Origin of the sequence: Aquimarina sp. EL_43 (assembly GCF_943422735.1) — a bacterium.
In the GTDB taxonomy this organism is placed as follows: Bacteria; Bacteroidota; Bacteroidia; order Flavobacteriales; family Flavobacteriaceae; genus Aquimarina; species Aquimarina megaterium.
In genome coordinates, this window is the sequence record NZ_CALSBR010000001.1 from 2,441,807 (window position 1) to 2,458,215 (window position 16,409).

11 protein-coding genes are annotated in these 16,409 nt (G+C 33.8%); 5 read left to right on the forward strand and 6 right to left on the reverse strand.

Features of this window, described 5'->3' with window-relative positions:
- Window positions 1–2,775: a 2-oxoglutarate dehydrogenase E1 component gene (locus tag NNL09_RS10485; RefSeq protein ID WP_025667573.1), complete on the forward strand. Its 2,775-nt coding sequence runs from the start codon at window positions 1–3 to the stop codon at window positions 2,773–2,775.
- Between the two features lie 66 nt (window positions 2,776–2,841).
- Complete coding sequence (odhB, locus tag NNL09_RS10490; RefSeq protein ID WP_025667574.1) at window positions 2,842–4,062, forward strand: 2-oxoglutarate dehydrogenase complex dihydrolipoyllysine-residue succinyltransferase; 1,221 nt, start codon at window positions 2,842–2,844, stop codon at window positions 4,060–4,062.
- Window positions 4,063–4,199: 137 nt separating this feature from the next.
- Here odhB and NNL09_RS10495 read toward each other — a convergent pair whose 3' ends face one another.
- The 6 genes from NNL09_RS10495 to NNL09_RS10520 form a co-directional block, all read right to left on the reverse strand.
- Window positions 4,200–5,345 carry a cysteine desulfurase family protein gene (locus NNL09_RS10495; protein ID WP_196911158.1) on the reverse strand — a complete coding sequence of 382 codons (1,146 nt, stop codon included), beginning with the start codon at window positions 5,343–5,345 and terminating at the stop codon, window positions 4,200–4,202.
- A 1-nt stretch (window position 5,346) separates the two neighbouring features.
- Window positions 5,347–6,549, reverse strand: coding sequence for an MFS transporter (locus NNL09_RS10500; RefSeq protein WP_196911157.1), 1,203 nt, complete (start codon window positions 6,547–6,549; stop codon window positions 5,347–5,349).
- Window positions 6,550–6,580: 31 nt separating this feature from the next.
- The gene (locus tag NNL09_RS10505) at window positions 6,581–7,696 is read right to left on the reverse strand and encodes an MBL fold metallo-hydrolase (protein ID WP_196911156.1); all 1,116 of its coding nucleotides are present in this window, start codon (window positions 7,694–7,696) and stop codon (window positions 6,581–6,583) included.
- Window positions 7,697–7,709: 13 nt separating this feature from the next.
- Window positions 7,710–8,369: an ArsR family transcriptional regulator gene (locus NNL09_RS10510; RefSeq protein WP_196911155.1), complete on the reverse strand. Its 660-nt coding sequence runs from the start codon at window positions 8,367–8,369 to the stop codon at window positions 7,710–7,712.
- 251 nt (window positions 8,370–8,620) lie between these two features.
- Entirely contained in the window at window positions 8,621–9,544 is a 924-nt protein-coding gene (locus NNL09_RS10515) for a GYDIA family GHMP kinase (protein WP_196911154.1), read from the reverse strand.
- Between the two features lies 1 nt (window position 9,545).
- The gene (locus NNL09_RS10520; RefSeq protein ID WP_196911176.1) at window positions 9,546–10,862 is read right to left on the reverse strand and encodes a hydroxymethylglutaryl-CoA reductase, degradative; all 1,317 of its coding nucleotides are present in this window, start codon (window positions 10,860–10,862) and stop codon (window positions 9,546–9,548) included.
- A 383-nt stretch (window positions 10,863–11,245) separates the two neighbouring features.
- Here NNL09_RS10520 and NNL09_RS10525 point away from each other — a divergent pair, with 383 nt between their 5' ends.
- The 3 genes from NNL09_RS10525 to NNL09_RS10535 are packed head-to-tail and all read left to right on the forward strand — an operon-like array spanning window position 11,246 to window position 16,385.
- A complete protein-coding gene (locus tag NNL09_RS10525) occupies window positions 11,246–13,417 on the forward strand; it encodes a S9 family peptidase (protein WP_196911153.1) in 2,172 nt (723 codons plus the stop codon).
- A gap of 17 nt (window positions 13,418–13,434) precedes the next feature.
- On the forward strand, window positions 13,435–14,826 hold the full coding sequence (locus NNL09_RS10530; RefSeq protein ID WP_025667581.1) for a peptide MFS transporter: 1,392 nt from the start codon (window positions 13,435–13,437) through the stop codon (window positions 14,824–14,826).
- Window positions 14,827–14,834: 8 nt separating this feature from the next.
- On the forward strand, window positions 14,835–16,385 hold the full coding sequence (locus NNL09_RS10535) for a peptide MFS transporter (protein WP_025667582.1): 1,551 nt from the start codon (window positions 14,835–14,837) through the stop codon (window positions 16,383–16,385).
- The last annotated feature ends 24 nt before the right edge of the window (window positions 16,386–16,409 follow it).

Below are 16,409 nucleotides of genomic sequence, written 5' to 3' on the forward strand. Positions count from 1 at the left end.
ATGGATAAATATTCATTTTTAAATGCGGCTAATACCGCATTTTTTGCAGATTTATATGATCAATATATACAGAATCCTGATAGTGTAGAACCTAGTTGGAGAGCATTTTTTCAAGGATTTGATTTTGGAGTAGAAAATGCTAATGGTTCAGAAGAAACTATGTATGTTGATCAAGCACCAGGAGAAACTGTTGCTATTCCCCAAAATGTTCAAAAAGAATTTCAGGTAGTTCGATTAATAGACGGATATAGAACTCGAGGGCATTTGTTTACCAAAACAAATCCTGTAAGAGAGCGAAGAAAATATATCCCAACATTGGCGTTAGAAAATTTTGGATTAAGTCAGGCCGATCTTAATACAGTTTTTAATGCAGGAGAAATTATTGGGATTGGCCCCAATACATTAAGTAATATTATTGTTCACCTAGAACAAATATATTGTGATTCTGTTGGTATCGAGTATATGTATATTCGTGATCCGGAAGAACGAGAGTGGATACAGGCCCGGGTTAATTTTAATACCAATAGAACTAAGTTTTCTGCAGAACAAAAGAAACATATTCTTAGAAAATTAAATCAGGCAGTTTCATTCGAAAGCTTTTTACATACTAAATATGTTGGCCAAAAACGATTCTCTCTCGAAGGAGGAGAATCTCTTATTCCTGCTTTAGATGCACTGGTAGAAAAGGCAGCTAATCTAGGAGTAAAAGAATTTGTAATGGGTATGGCTCACCGTGGTCGTTTAAGTACACTTACAAATATTTTTGGAAAAAGTCCAAAAGATATCTTTAGTGAATTTGATGGAAAAGACTACGAGGAAGCAATATTTGATGGGGATGTAAAATATCATTTGGGTTGGACCTCTAAACGAGAATCAGATTCTGGAAAAGCAATTAATATGAATATTGCTCCTAATCCATCGCATCTAGAAACAGTAGGTGCTGTAGTAGAAGGAATAACCAGAGCAAAACAAGATACACATTATAAAGAAAATATTTCTCAGGTGTTACCAATAGTGGTTCATGGAGACGCAGCTGTAGCTGGACAAGGACTCGTCTATGAGATTGTTCAAATGGCTCAGCTAGATGGATATAAAACCGGAGGAACTATACATATAATAGTGAATAATCAGATTGGGTTTACAACTAACTATTTGGATGCACGTTCATCAACGTATTGTACCGATGTTGGTAAAGTTACTCTATCACCTGTTTTACATGTAAATGCAGATGATGCAGAAGCAGTAGTTCATGCAACTAATTTTGCATTAGATTTCAGAATGAATTTTGGTCGTGACGTATTTATAGATTTACTAGGATATCGTAAATATGGTCATAATGAAGGAGATGAACCACGCTTTACTCAGCCTAAGCTATATAAAGCTATTGCTAAGCACAAAAATCCGAGAGATATTTATGCAGAAAAATTGATTTCTGAAGGTATTATTGATAAAGATTATGTTGCTAAACTTGAAAAAGAATATAAAGCATCTCTCGAAGAAGAATTAGAAGATTCTCGTAAGCAAGAAAAAACTGTGATAACTCCATTTATGCAAGATGAATGGGCCGGTTTTGAAAGAATACAAGAAGATAAAATGATGGAAGTAGTTGATACTACGTATCCAAAAGATAAACTTACTGAAATAGCAGAAGTTATTACTAAGCTTCCTTCGGATAAAAAGTTTCTTCGTAAAATAGAGAAAATAGTAAATGACCGACATAAAAGATTCTTTGAAACAGACCAATTAGACTGGGCAATGGGAGAACTATTAGCTTATGGTTCTTTGTTAAAAGAAGGGTACGATGTAAGAATGAGTGGGCAAGATGTAGAAAGAGGAACATTCTCGCATAGACACGCAGTTATCAAAGTAGAGGATAGTGAAGAAGAGGTAGTGTTATTAAATAATCTAAAAGGTGATCAATCAGATTTCTATATCTATAATTCATTGTTGTCAGAATATGGAGTTGTAGGATTCGATTATGGATATGCCATGGCAAGTCCAAAGACTCTAACAATCTGGGAAGCGCAATTTGGAGATTTCAGTAATGGTGCACAGATTATGCTGGATCAATATATTTCTTCTGCAGAGGATAAGTGGAAATTACAAAACGGTTTGGTGATGTTGTTACCACATGGTTACGAAGGGCAGGGGGCAGAACACTCTTCGGCTCGTATGGAACGATATCTTCAACTTTGTGCAAAAGACAATATGTTTGTTGCCGATGTAACAACACCTGCTAATTTGTTTCATTTGCTACGTAGACAAATGAAAGCAAAATACCGTAAACCTTTAATCGTATTTACGCCAAAGAGTTTATTACGTCATCCTAAAGTACATTCTTCTGTAGATGAATTTGTCAATGGCAAGTTTCAAACACTATTAGATGACCCAGATGCAAAAGCTACAGCTGTAAAAACACTAGTTTTTTGTACAGGTAAATTCTATTATGACTTATTAGAAGAAAAAGAAAAACTAGGAAGAAAGGATGTTGCTTTGGTACGGATAGAGCAATTATTTCCTTTGCCAGTGGCAGAGATGGATGCTATAATCAAAAAATATAAAGCAGATGAGGTGGTTTGGGCACAAGAAGAACCACGTAATATGGGTGCGTTAAGTCATATGTTAATGAATTATGATGAAGCAAAAACATTTAGATTTGCAAGTAGAAGATCATATGGAGCTCCTGCAGCAGGTAGTGCAACAAGATCTAAGAGAAGACATCAACAAGTAATTGATTACGTGTTTGATAAAACAAAAAATAATCAAAGAAGATAAAAATTTAGTAAATAAGTATAGTTAAAAGTTTCCAAAGGAAATTGTACAAAGGATAAATTCAGAATTATGGCTTTAGAAATGAAAGTCCCATCACCGGGAGAATCTATTACAGAAGTAGAAATAGCTCAATGGCTTGTTGAGACTGGTGATTATGTCGAAAAAGATCAGGCAATTGCCGAAGTAGACAGTGATAAAGCAACCTTAGAATTACCCGCTGAAGCAAGTGGAATTATAACACTTAAGGCAGAAGAGGGTGATGCAGTGGCAGTTGGTCAAGTCGTGTGTCTTATTGATACAGAGGCGGCTAAACCCGAAGGTGGCGCAGCAAAATCAACTCCTGCTGAAGAAGCTCCAAAAGTAGAGGAGGAAAAGGAAAAAACTCCAGCAACTCCTGCTAAAACAGAAACTTATGCAACAGGAACTGCTTCTCCAGCAGCTAAAAAAGTACTTGCCGAAAAAGGTATAGATGCTAGCCAGGTAAAGGGAACGGGTAGAGATGGACGCATTACTAAAGCTGATGCATTAGATGCAAAACCAGCTATGGGAACCCCGGGATTAGGAAGCAGAGGAGAGTCGCGTAAGAAATTATCAATGCTTCGTCGTAAGGTGGCAGAACGTTTGGTTTCAGTTAAAAATGAAACGGCAATGCTAACCACTTTTAATGAAGTGGATATGCAACCTATTTTTAACCTTCGTAGTCAATACAAAGAAACATTTAAAAGTAAACATGGAGTAAGCTTAGGATTTATGTCTTTCTTTACTCTAGCTTGTGTGCGAGCATTGCAATTATTCCCGGCGGTAAATTCGATGATTGATGGTAAAGAAATGATTTCTTATGATTTTCAGGATATTAGTATTGCAGTTTCTGGTCCTAAAGGATTAATGGTGCCTGTGATTCGTAATGCAGAAAATTTAAGTTTCAGAGGAGTAGAATCTGAAGTAAAACGATTGGCAATTCGAGCACGTGACGGTCAAATCACTGTTGATGAAATGACAGGAGGAACTTTTACTATAACTAATGGTGGTGTTTTTGGTAGTATGTTATCTACACCAATTATTAACCCTCCACAGAGTGCTATCTTAGGGATGCATAATATTGTAGAGCGCCCAATTGTAAGAGACGGACAAATTGTAGTAGCACCTATTATGTATGTGGCATTATCTTATGATCATAGAATTATCGATGGTAAAGAATCTGTAGGATTCCTTGTAGCGGTAAAAGAAGCATTAGAGAATCCAGAAGAATTGCTAATGGATAATAATGTAACTAAGGCTTTAGAGTTATAAGTAAAGTTTTTTAGTATAAAACAAAAGCGCTTCAGTTGTACAACTGAAGCGCTTTTGTTTTGAAAAATTTAAAAATAAGAATCTATAACTTAATTTGTAGCGTCTGTAATATGATTTTTATAGTGTTGCTTTTATTTCTATGTAGTTTGATGCTTTGTAAAAGCTTTAGAAAGAATCGATATTGCACGATCAATTTCTTGTTTGGTAGTGTTTTTGCCTACCGAAAACCGGAATGTCCCTTTGGCGTATTCATAATCAGATAAAGTTGATTTGAGTATGTTGGATACATTAGTTGCACCAGAATGACAGGCTGAACCCGCAGATACAGCTATTTCATTTCTTAAGCTGAATATAACTGCATTCGCATCAATATTTCTAAAACTAATATTAAGAGTATTAGGCAAAGTTTTTTGTAAATCTCCATTTATAATGGTATCCAGGTTTAGGTTGTTTAATTGTTCTAGCAAATAATCTCTCATTATTTGCATTTGTGTTGTGTTTATTTCAAATTCTTGATAAGCAATTTCAGAAGCTTTTCCTAAACCTGCTATATACATCGTATTTTCGGTCCCTGGCCGTTTGTTAAATTCATGACTTGCGCCATGCATTAATTTATGTAAAGAGGTTCCGTTTTTGATATATAATGCACCAATACCTTTTGGAGCATAAAATTTATGCCCAGCAATTGTTAATAAATCAACACTTAGATCGGCAACATTAGTTATCACTTTGCCTATAGATTGTGCAGCATCTGTATGAAAAATAACATTGTGTTTCTTTGCGATTTTACCTATTTCCTGTATTGGTTGTATACTACCAATTTCATTATTAGCATGCATAATAGAAATTAAAATAGTTTCTGGTGATATTGCTTTTTCAATTTGATTAATGTCAACAATTCCGTTTTTATCAACATTTACATAAGTGATTTTGAATCCTTGGTTTTCTAGGTGTTTGCATACTTCTAGTACAGCAGGATGTTCTATTGATGATGTGATAATATGATTTCCTTTTGTTTTATGGGCCAATGCTGCACCGATAATTGCATAGTTATTTGATTCTGTTCCACCACTGGTGAATATAATTTCTTCGGGAGTAGCTCCTACAAGATTTGCTACTTGTTTACGAGCTTTTTCGATAGCTTCTTTGGCTTTTATTCCCTGGGTATTAATACTAGAAGGGTTTCCATAATGATTAGTTAAAAAAGGAAACATTACATCTGTCACTCTGGGATCTATTGGTGTAGAAGCGTTGTAATCCAAATAAATAAATGGCGTGTTCATATTAAGTCATCCTTATTTTAATAATGATTGATGATATTATGGTTAATACTCCTATTGTAATTATTGTAATATCTACTTCAAAAAATTGGGCCATACTTATTGTTAATAATGCACCAAAAGCATACCCCAAATCTCTCCATAGCCTAAAAACTCCAATACCTTGAGCTCTTTGTTTAGGGTGGGTAAAACTTGCAATAGCAGATAAAAAAGTTGGATATACAATGGCTGTTCCTGCCCCCAAGATCGATGAGAGTGTAAGGAATTGGATTAAAGAAGTTGCCCAAAACATTAAAATTAATGCAATGCCTTGTAATGCCATTCCTATAAATAGCATCATTTTTTTATTGTAGTGATCAGATAGTTTTCCGGTTACTAATTGTCCGATTCCCCATATAGCAGGATATACAGCAACAATGATTGCGATATTTTTTAAACCAAAACCTCTATTGGCCAGGATAATTGGGAGTATTCCCCAGATCATTCCATCGTTTAGGTTGTTAATAAATCCTGCTTGTGAGATAGATCCCAAATTATTGTCTCTCCATGTAGTGTCCCAAAAAATGTTTTTAAGAGGTTTTATGCCATTTATTTTGGTTTCTGCTGCAACGTGTTTTGCAGTATCTTTTATGAAAAAAATACTAATCAATAAGCCCAATACAACAAAGCCTATACCTTGATAAAATGGATACGGGCGTAAACCGTATTCAGAAGCGATCCATCCTGTAGTAAATGCAACAAGAGCAATAGAAAAATATCCGAAAGATTCATTAAGCCCCATGGCTAATCCACGGTGTTTTTCTCCTACTAAGTCGATTTTCATTACTACGGTACTTGACCAGGTTAACCCTTGATTGATTCCTAACAATACGTTGGCAAAAATAATCCAGTTCCAATGTTGAGCATGGATTAAGATAAACGGAATAGGAACGGCTATTACCCATCCGATAATCAATAGATTCTTACGTCCTATACTATTTGCTAATACTCCTGTAAAATAATTGGTAATGGCTTTTACGACTCCAAAAACAATTATAAATGATAATACTGTAGAGGTGGCAATAATTGAGAATTCTTCTTCTGCTAATTTTGGAAGTATAGTACGTTCTAATCCTACCATTCCTCCAACAAAAGCATTTACAATCAACAAAAGTGTAAATTGCCTCCAGTTTTCTTTCAACCCTAGTCGTATGTTTTTTTCTTCCATTTGGTTATAATTAACTTGTTTAAAAAGCAGATTAAGATATGGCACAACGATTTGCACCTGCTTCCAGTTCAATTAAATCTGCTCCTTTTGCATTTCCTTTTATATTTAGCTTTACGATTTCTTCATAATTTGGTGGAGTTTCAGGAATTTTTTGAAGTATACTATCAATAAAATCTTCTTCATTAAGTTGTAATACATTCACATTCTTATTTATATCTCCGAGACTACGACATACCATATTATTATCAAATGAAACAGGGTGGCTAATATGACCAGGGTAAACGATAAGAGAGTTTTGAAGTGTAACTAATTTTTGTAATGATTGATATAGTAAACTGGCCTTTTTCTTTGCGATTTCTTTTGTGGCTTTTAAATCGGGTCTTCCAACACCTGTTGTAAATAAGGTGTCTCCAGAGAATAAAGATTCATTATTTACCAAGTAAGAATAACTTTCATGTGTATGTCCAGGTGTATGAATTGCTTCAAGCTTAGCATTGCCGAAGTTAAGAATAGTGCCATCTGTAATTGGCTCAAAATCATATGTTATTATATTTTGATCGGGAAGTAATAAAATGGCATTGGATTTCTTTGCTAGCTGTTTTCCTCTCGAGAAATGATCTGCATGGATATGAGTATCTATAACATATTTTATTTTCCAATTATTTTGTTGAGCGATATTGGTATAAACCTTATCGTTTATAGAGGCATCAATGATAATTGCTTCTCCATTATTTTCTAGGATATAGGATAGACAGCCTTTTCCTGTTCTACGAATTTGAATGATTGTTGTTTCTTGGTTATCCTTGATTTGTGCTGTATTCCATGCGGTTGTCCATTCGCGCATCCCACCTTCTAAAGAATATGCTTTTATACCTCTTTCTTGAAGTTGTTCTGCAGCTATTAAACTGGTTTTTCCTGCACCACAAACGGTTACAACGGGTATGTCTTTTGAAAAATTAATTTCTGAAAATAGGTTTTTTTCTCCTGCTTTTAGTTGAGTATAGACATCTACAAAATCACTCTCAGGAATTTTCCATTCTTCGCGTTCTTCTTTAGGTCTTACATCTAAAATTTGAATAGGAACCTTGTTTTCTAATAAGGTTCTGAGATCTGCTACTTTGATCGTTTTTGTATTTTTCAAATTCATAGTACTCTTTATTTTAATTAACTGGTAATCCTCTTTGTTTCCATTCTAAAACTTCTTCCTGAAGGCGAATTGCATCATAACCCTTTTCTTGAAGATATTGAACTGCTTCATCTGCAAAAACACATAAAGGGCCTCTGCAATACACTATTATTTGCTTATTTTTTGGGAGTTGAGTTATATTGTCTTTGAGAGATTCTATCGGTATGGATTTTGCATTTGCAATTGCTTCTTTTTTAAATTCTTTTTCAGGTCGAACATCTAAAAAATATAAATCATCAAGATTGGTGTTTGCCACTATTTCATCGATGTTGATCGAAGATACCGATGCAAATTTCTCTTGTTTAAAGTTTTGTAGAGTTGCCTGTATTTCTAGACTGTTTTGTAAGCTAAAACTTTGTAGAGAGTTCCAAAGTGTATATACATTTTTATTAGATAAGGAATAAATCACATAATGCCCATTCTTTGTTGTTTTAAGAAGTTTCACCTTTTTAAGTACTTGTAGATGCTGTGAAGCATTGGCAATTGATACTCCTATCTCGTTTGCAATTTGCTCTACAGAATAATTGTCTTGAGATATAAGATTAAGGATTCGAAGTCTGTAAGGATTTGCTAAGGCTTTTGCCACGTTAGCAATCTCCTGGTAAATACTGTTTTTGAATTCTTGTTTGTTCATTATTGATTCAATTATTCAACAAATATATTGAATAATTGAATTAAAATAAATTTTTAACACATTTTTTTGATGTTCACAAGAATGTAACTAATTAAAAAAGAGGGGTTAATGTGAGTTTTTGAAGATGTCTGATCCTGTAAGGAGATAATTAGAGTCAATCACTAAGGAGTAATTGACTTAATAAAATGATTTCATCAAGAGAACATATTAATGTATTTTATGTACTCTATGATCCTATATTTTAACTACAATTATAAAATCATTTCAGCATAAGGAAGTATAGTGTGGTATCCTTTTTTCTTAAAATACTCCATTTCTGAAGAATTTCCGGTAACCAAAATAAAATCTCCTCCCCAACCGCCAAGACTTTTAATACTACCTGGGTAATCAGAGAATAAGGTAGACTTTACCGTAGGAGTTTTAATAATTTTAGAAATAATTTCTTCGTGTAAATCTAGTAGCGTATTAAACTCATCTATAGTAGAACAATTCAATATTTTAGACGTAATTTCGTTTATTGCTACTTCAGCATTATCAAAATCTTTTAATGGTAATGCCTGATAATGTTTAATAGAAGCTTTACTATCCTGCTTTTGATTTAAATAAATAAAAAAAATATTCTCTTTAAAAGAAGGGTCAAAATTAGCAGCTTTTACAGTGGGATTCCCTTCATTACGTTTGTATAAAATAGGAGAATCATGCTGTGCACATGCGATATCATACCCACTACCTCCAAAGCTTTTTTCGAGTAAAGTAAATGCATTTACTTTTGCCCATTGTGCAATGTTATTAATTAAAGTAGAAGAGGATCCAAGCCCCCATTCCTTATGAAACTCTAATCTGCTTTCTATACGATATCCTTTCCCAGAGGAAAGAAAATTAGGATTTAATTCTTTTGCAACGTTAAGAATATCAATGAGAGTAGTAGCGATGTTACTTTCTTCAGTAGTATCCTGAGTTTGTTTAAAAGCGTTGTCTTCTATGGTTAAAATAGTTTCAAACCAACAATTTCCTTCTTCATCAAAGCTTTTCCATAGCATTTGAGAAGAATCATTTTCTTCAATTAGTAGCCATTGCCCTTTTTTGGTAGGTATTGCTAGAGCGCATGCACCATCTAATACTAAGTATTCGGCTGTAAGCAATAATTTACCATGACTATAAAAGGATTTTTTCATTTTAAGCCCTTAGTTTTTCAATCTGTGTTACTACTTCACTATGGGTAACAGCATTTGTTTCAAAATATTTTATAAGTTGTTTTTTTTCGTCTTCTGTGGCTTTAAATTGATTTAGAATATTCATCAAATGCATTTTCATATGCCCTTGTTGAATTCCTGTAGTGATCAGTGAATTTATGGCTGCAAAATTTTGGGCGAGCCCTGCTACAGCTGTTATTTCCATAAGTTTTTTGGCATTAGGTTTTTCGAGAAGCTGCAATGCTAATTTTACTAAAGGATGAAGAGAAGTTAAGCCGCCAACAGTACCTAACGCAAGAGGTAGTGTAATAGAGAAAGTTAAAATGTTATTTTGTATTTTGGCATGAGTAAGGCTTGTATATTTACCATTTCTTGATGCATAAGCATGTGCTCCTGCTTCTATTGCTCTAAAATCATTCCCTGTAGCTAATACTACTGCATCTATACCATTCATAATCCCTTTATTATGTGTTACTGCGCGGTAGGGTTCAACCTCGGCAATGCGTACTGCTCTCACAAATTTGTTGGCATATTGCAAAGAAGAAAGTGATGGTGTGTTGGGTAAATCATTGATATCACAAGATACAGAAGCTTTTACCAAACACTGTGGGACATAATTAGAGAGAATACTCATAATAATCTCAATATCTTTTTCTGTAGCAGAAAAACTATGGTATTCTTTTGCCTCTGTAGTCATTGTTTTTGCAAACTGCTCCAGGCAGGAGTTAATAAAATTAGCTCCCATAGCATCTACAGTTTCAAAAGTGCAATGCAATTGATAGTAGTTATCAATTTCTGTGGTTTTATCTCTAAGCTCTATGTCAATTACTCCACCACCTCGTTTTTCCATATTTTTAGTCATATGGGACACAGATGCTAATAACTTAGGTTTAATTATAGAAAAAAATTGTTGTAGTTTTTCAGATTTTCCAGTATACATAAAATGCACCTGTCCAACTTTTATAGTTGATAGTACTTTGGCTTTAAAACCACCACGTGTTTGCCAAAATTTAGCAGCTTTACTTGCTGCAGCAACCACAGAACTTTCTTCGATGGTCATAGGCAGCGTATAACGCTTATCATTAATAAGAAAATTTGGTGCTACCGAAAAAGGTAGGTAATAATTAGAAATAGTGTTTTCGGTGAATTCATCATGAAGCTGTTGAAGCCCATCATCAGAATTCCAATAGGTTACTAAAGTGTCTACTGCATTTTGATCATCATTAAAATGGTGCTTTGCTAACCATTTGATTTTATCAGTTTTAGAGAGTTTAGAAAACCCAGAAACTACAGGTGCCATTATGTTTGTTATTATTAGTGGCTTCAAATATACTATTCTGTTTTATCATACACATAGCTAAATGATTTTAGATATATCAAAAACATTATTCTTGATATGTCGATTGAGGTATGAATTGAGAAATAGAATTTTTTAAGATTGCTATTTTAGGCAATAAACAGGTATAAATGATTGTTTTATGAGTTTTGAGTTGATTAATAAAAGTGCGAATATATGATTTGTGAATAGTGAAATAAGCTGACAAAACTCTAGGTGTTATTGATAATATGCTAAAAAAAAACACCTATGATTTTATGATTTTATTGTATTTAACAGCAATTGTTGTATTTTTCACGGATTTTTTAGTATTCTTGGCGTCAACAATTTTTAAAAATTATTATCATATGAAAATTACAAAATTGTTTTTTACAATTACGATTTTTATAGGTCTTGTAGCATCAGCACAAGACAAAGCTTTTACTCTACAAGAAATCTGGGGAGGAACTTTTAGGACTCAAGGCTTGCAATCATTACATTCTATGAAAAATGGAACTGAATATTCGGTCATAGAAAAGGATGCAGCTTCTGGAGCAATTAATATTGAAGTCTATTCATATGAAACTGGTGAGAAAGTAAGAACCTTAATAAGTACTGCTTCTATAGATGATCTATCTACGTTTCAAGGGTATTCTTTTAGTAAAGATGAAAATAGAGTTTTACTTTCGAGTGAGCTAGAACAGATATATCGCCGTTCTTCAAAAGGGATTTATCATATTTATGATGTTCCTTCTAAAGGTATTTTTAAAGTTAGTGATAAAAAAATACAATCCCCTATGTTATCACCAGATGGAAATAAGATAGCATACGTTCTGGATAATAATATTTATATGCTAAATTTTGTAACCGGTAAGGAGGTACAATTAACCGATGATGGTAAGAAAAATGAAATTATCAATGGGATTACAGATTGGGTGTATGAAGAAGAATTCTCTTTTGTTAGAGCCTTTGATTGGAGTGCCGATAGTAACAAGATTGCTTTTTTACGATTTGATGAAAGAGAAGTGCCTGAGTTTTCTATGGATGTCTACGGTAAAGATTTATATCAAAAACAAGAGGTTTTTAAATACCCTAAAGCAGGAGAGAAGAATGCAAAAGTCTCCTTGTTTGTAGCCGATATTAGTGCAATGGCATTAGATCAGATTAAACTAGGCGATTATAAAGATTTTTATATCCCTAGAATAAAATGGACAGCAAATCCAGATATTTTGAGTGTACAGGTAATGAACAGACATCAAAATAATCTGGATTTAATTTTTGTAGACGCCAAGACCAAAGCAGCAAAAGTTGTACTTAATGAAAAAGATGCTGCTTATATAGATATTACAGACAATCTTACATTCTTAGAAGATAATAGTTTTATATGGACCAGCGAAAAAGATGGATATAACCATATATATCATCATGCAGCAACTGGTGAGTTGGTAAATCAGGTAACCAAAGGTCCCTGGGAAGTAACAAGTTATTATGGTTATAATAAAAAGAATAAAACTATATATTATCAAAGTGTAGAGAACGGGAGTATCAATAGAGATATTTATAGTGTGACCTTGGATGGAAAAGACAAAAAGCGATTAAGTCAAAAAGAAGGAACCAATGACGCAGACTTTAGTGCAGATTTTAGTTTGTATATTAATTATTTTTCTAATGCAACTACTCCTTACGAATATACCCTAAATGATGGCAAGACAGGAAAAGTTGTTCGTGAAATTAAGAACAATAAAGGGCTACTAGAAAAACTAGCAAAATATGATGTGCGACCAAAGGAGTTTTCTACAATAGAAATTAATGGAGAACAATTAAACACCTGGATGATCAAGCCCAAAGATTTTGATCCAAAGAAGAAATATCCATTGTTTATGTATCAATATTCTGGACCAGGATCTCAATCGGTAAAGAATTCTTGGAACAGAGCAAATGATTATTGGTATATGATGTTAGCACAACAGGGGTATATAGTTGTTTGCGTAGATGGTAAAGGAACTGGACTAAAAGGCGCCAAGTTTAAAAAAGCAACTCAAAATGATTTAGGAAATCTAGAGGTTCAGGATCAGATTGCTGCTGCTAAGTATTTTGGGGGATTAGAATATGTTGATGCTTCCCGAATTGGGATTTGGGGATGGAGTTACGGAGGTTTTATGTCTAGTAATTGTTTATTTAAAGCTCCCGACACCTTTAAAATGGCAATTGCTGTAGCACCAGTTACAAGTTGGAGATTTTATGATACCATTTATACGGAACGATATTTGATGACTCCTCAGGAGAATGCGAAAGGATATGACGATAATTCGCCTATTAATTTTGTGAATGGATTAAAAGGAAAATTCTTATTAGTACATGGTAGTGCAGATGATAATGTGCATGTTCAAAATACAATGCAATTGGTTGAAGCATTGATACAAGCAAATAAAGATTTTGATTGGGCAATTTATCCCGATAAAAACCATGGAATTTACGGTGGTAATACTAGATTACATTTATTCAATAAGATGACTAACTTCATTAAAAACAACTTATAATTAATTAAACAAACGTAATGGCAAATACAGTTAAAGCAGCTCATCAGAAAGAGCTTTTTGGGCATCCGGTGGGATTATACATTTTATTTTTTACAGAAATGTGGGAACGCTTTTCATACTATGGTATGAGAGCAATTTTTGTGTTATATCTAACAGCTAAAACCGTGGATGAAAATGCAGGTTTAGGCTGGTCATCTGGAGAAGCTTTGGCACTGTATGGATGGTATACGATGTTGGTTTATGTAGCATCAATTCCTGGTGGATGGATTGCAGATAAATTTTTGGGGCAAAAAAAATCAGTCTTAGTCGGAGGAATTTTACTGGTTGCAGGACATAGTATTTTGGCTGTTGAAGAAATGTGGGCCTGGTATTCTGGCCTTGGATTAATTATAGCAGGAGTAGGAATGCTAAAACCTAATATTTCAACCATGGTTGGTGGTTTGTATAAACAAGGAGATATACGAAGAGATAAAGGATTTACTATTTTCTATATAGGAATTAATATTGGTGCATTTTTGTCAAGTTTAATCGTAGGATATGTAGGAGAAGTGCATGGATGGCACTACGGTTTTGGTCTTGCAGGAATAGGAATGGCATTGGGATTATTACAATACTTATTGGGACAAAAATACCTTGCGGGAGTTGGTAACTTTTTAGGAGCTTCTGAAAAAGAAGAAGATAAAGAAGCTATGAAAAAACCATTAACTAAGATCGAAAAAGATAGAATTGTGGTCTTATTTATTTCATTTCTTTTAGTGATCGTTTTTTGGGGAGCTTTTGAGCAGGCAGGAGGATTAATGAATATCTATGCCAAAGAAAAAACAAATAGAATGCTAATGGGATGGGAAGTTCCTGCTTCATGGTTTCAATCTCTAAATGCGATGTTTATAATTTTCTTAGGAACCACAATCGCTTGGTACTGGGCAAATAGAAAACTAAAAGGAAAAGTTTCGAGTTCTTTGTTTAAGATGATCATCGGACTTATTATTATGGGAACCGGATTCTTTTTCATGACAGCTGCGTCTATGGAGTTTAACTCTAATGGATCTTCTGCAATGTATTGGTTAGTATTAGCATATTTGTTTCATACTATTGGTGAGCTATGTATATCGCCTGTGGCATTGTCGTTTATTACAAAATTGGCTCCGGTTAAATATGGAGCATTAATGATGGGAGTATATTTTGCAATGACAGGCTTCGGAAATAAACTAGCTGGTTTATTAGGAGAATCTGCAGAAGACCTTGGTGAATTTACCATCTTTACAGGGATCGCCGTTTTTTGTGTAATCTTTGGATTACTCGTTATGATTTTTAGAAAAAAATTAGAAATTCTAACGCATGGTGTTGAAGATAAAGAAGGAACTTTACATGAAGAAGCCGAAGGTTTTGAATTAGCAGATAACTCATAAATAATATTATGACGGTTCAAGACGATTCAAATGACTTTAGTTTATTAGGTCATAAACCCGCGTTATATGTATTATTCTTCACAGAAATGTGGGAACGATTTTCGTACTACGGAATGCGCGCAATTTTTGTGCTATTTTTAACTTCTACTTTTGCAGATGGAGGTTGGGAATGGTCTAATGAAAGGGCATTAGCGCTTTTAGGAACATATACTTCTTTAGTCTATGTAACTCCTGTTATAGGAGGGTGGATTGCCGATAAATTTACAGGATATCAAAAAGCAGTTACACTAGGTGCTTTGGTAATGACTCTGGGACATGGTGCAATGGCATTAGAAACAGAGACAACACTATATATAGGTGTAGGACTTTTGATCATTGGTAGTGGTTTGTTTAAGCCAAATATTACATCAATGGTTAGTGGCTTGTATGATAAGTTTCCTGAAAGGAAAGATGGGGCGTTTACCATTTTTTATATGGGTGTAAACTCTGGTGGATTTATTGGTGTTTTACTTTGTGGCTTCTTAGGTGAGAATTTAAGCTGGGCATGGGGATTTGGTTTAGCTGGTATTTTTATGATGCTTGGGATGTTTCAATTTTGGTTTGGTAGAAGTATTTTTGAAGGAGTAGGAGTAGAGCCATCCAAAAAAATAGATTTATCAGACGCTATTGAAAATAAAATAGATAAGGTCGAAGAAAAAGTGCCCGCTCATGTTCAGAGAGATCGTTATATTGTTGTAGGTATTCTAGCATTTTTTGTAATATTCTTTTGGGCTTCATTCGAACAGGCTAGTGGATCTATGACTATTTTTGCAAATAACTTTACGCAACGTGTATTAAGTGGGGGATCTGCATTACTATTTAAAATAGTAGACACATTAATAACAATTATACCTTTAGGAGTTATTACTTGGGTTTTATTAAAATTATTTGCACAAACGTTTAAAAAAATCTCATTATCTAATATTGTTTTGGGAATAAGTTTTTTAAGTGTATGGGCAATTGCATTATGGAAACTATCTGTAATTCTTCCTCAGGAGACAACTGAAATTCCGGCATCCTGGTTTTTAATTTTGAACTCTTTATTTATTATTACTCTTGCACCTTTGTTTTCTAAAGTATGGGAAAGTAAGTATAATCCTTCTGCCACTGTAAAATTTGGATTGGGAATGATATTATTGGGTATAGGGTTCGGAATGCTAGCATGGGGTTCTGCATCGATTCCTCAGGGAGCAAAAACGGCATCTGTTAGTTTAGTGTGGTTGGTTTTAGCTTATTTATTGCATACTATGGGAGAATTATGTTTATCTCCGGTAGGATTATCCTATGTTTCAAAATTAGTACCAGCAAAAAAAATAGGATTAATGTTTGGTCTATGGTATCTGGCTATTGCTATTGGTAACAAATTAGCAGGTTTTGTAGGGAGTTATATTGATGTGATTGTTAATGAATATTCAATGTCTGCTTTCTTTTTGATCTTTACTATAGTTCCGGTAACTGTTGGAGTAATATTAATTTTAATTACTTCAAAAATGAAGAAAATGATGCATGGAGTGCATTAATATGTAATAAAATATATAACTTTA

Bases quoted from the DNA above. Each gene is read 5' to 3' on its own strand.
- NNL09_RS10530 (WP_025667581.1), top strand. From the start codon at position 13,435: ATGGCAAATACAGTTAAAGCAGCTCATCAGAAAGAGCTTTTTGGGCAT.
- NNL09_RS10505 (WP_196911156.1), bottom strand. From the start codon at position 7,696: ATGAATTTGAAAAATACAAAAACGATCAAAGTAGCAGATCTCAGAACC.
- NNL09_RS10535 (WP_025667582.1), top strand. From the start codon at position 14,835: ATGACGGTTCAAGACGATTCAAATGACTTTAGTTTATTAGGTCATAAA.
- NNL09_RS10495 (WP_196911158.1), bottom strand. From the start codon at position 5,345: ATGAACACGCCATTTATTTATTTGGATTACAACGCTTCTACACCAATA.
- NNL09_RS10515 (WP_196911154.1), bottom strand. From the start codon at position 9,544: ATGAAAAAATCCTTTTATAGTCATGGTAAATTATTGCTTACAGCCGAA.
- NNL09_RS10520 (WP_196911176.1), bottom strand. From the start codon at position 10,862: ATGGCACCTGTAGTTTCTGGGTTTTCTAAACTCTCTAAAACTGATAAA.
- NNL09_RS10500 (WP_196911157.1), bottom strand. From the start codon at position 6,549: ATGGAAGAAAAAAACATACGACTAGGGTTGAAAGAAAACTGGAGGCAA.
- NNL09_RS10525 (WP_196911153.1), top strand. From the start codon at position 11,246: ATGAAAATTACAAAATTGTTTTTTACAATTACGATTTTTATAGGTCTT.
- NNL09_RS10485 (WP_025667573.1), top strand. From the start codon at position 1: ATGGATAAATATTCATTTTTAAATGCGGCTAATACCGCATTTTTTGCA.
- odhB (WP_025667574.1), top strand. From the start codon at position 2,842: ATGGCTTTAGAAATGAAAGTCCCATCACCGGGAGAATCTATTACAGAA.
- NNL09_RS10510 (WP_196911155.1), bottom strand. From the start codon at position 8,369: ATGAACAAACAAGAATTCAAAAACAGTATTTACCAGGAGATTGCTAAC.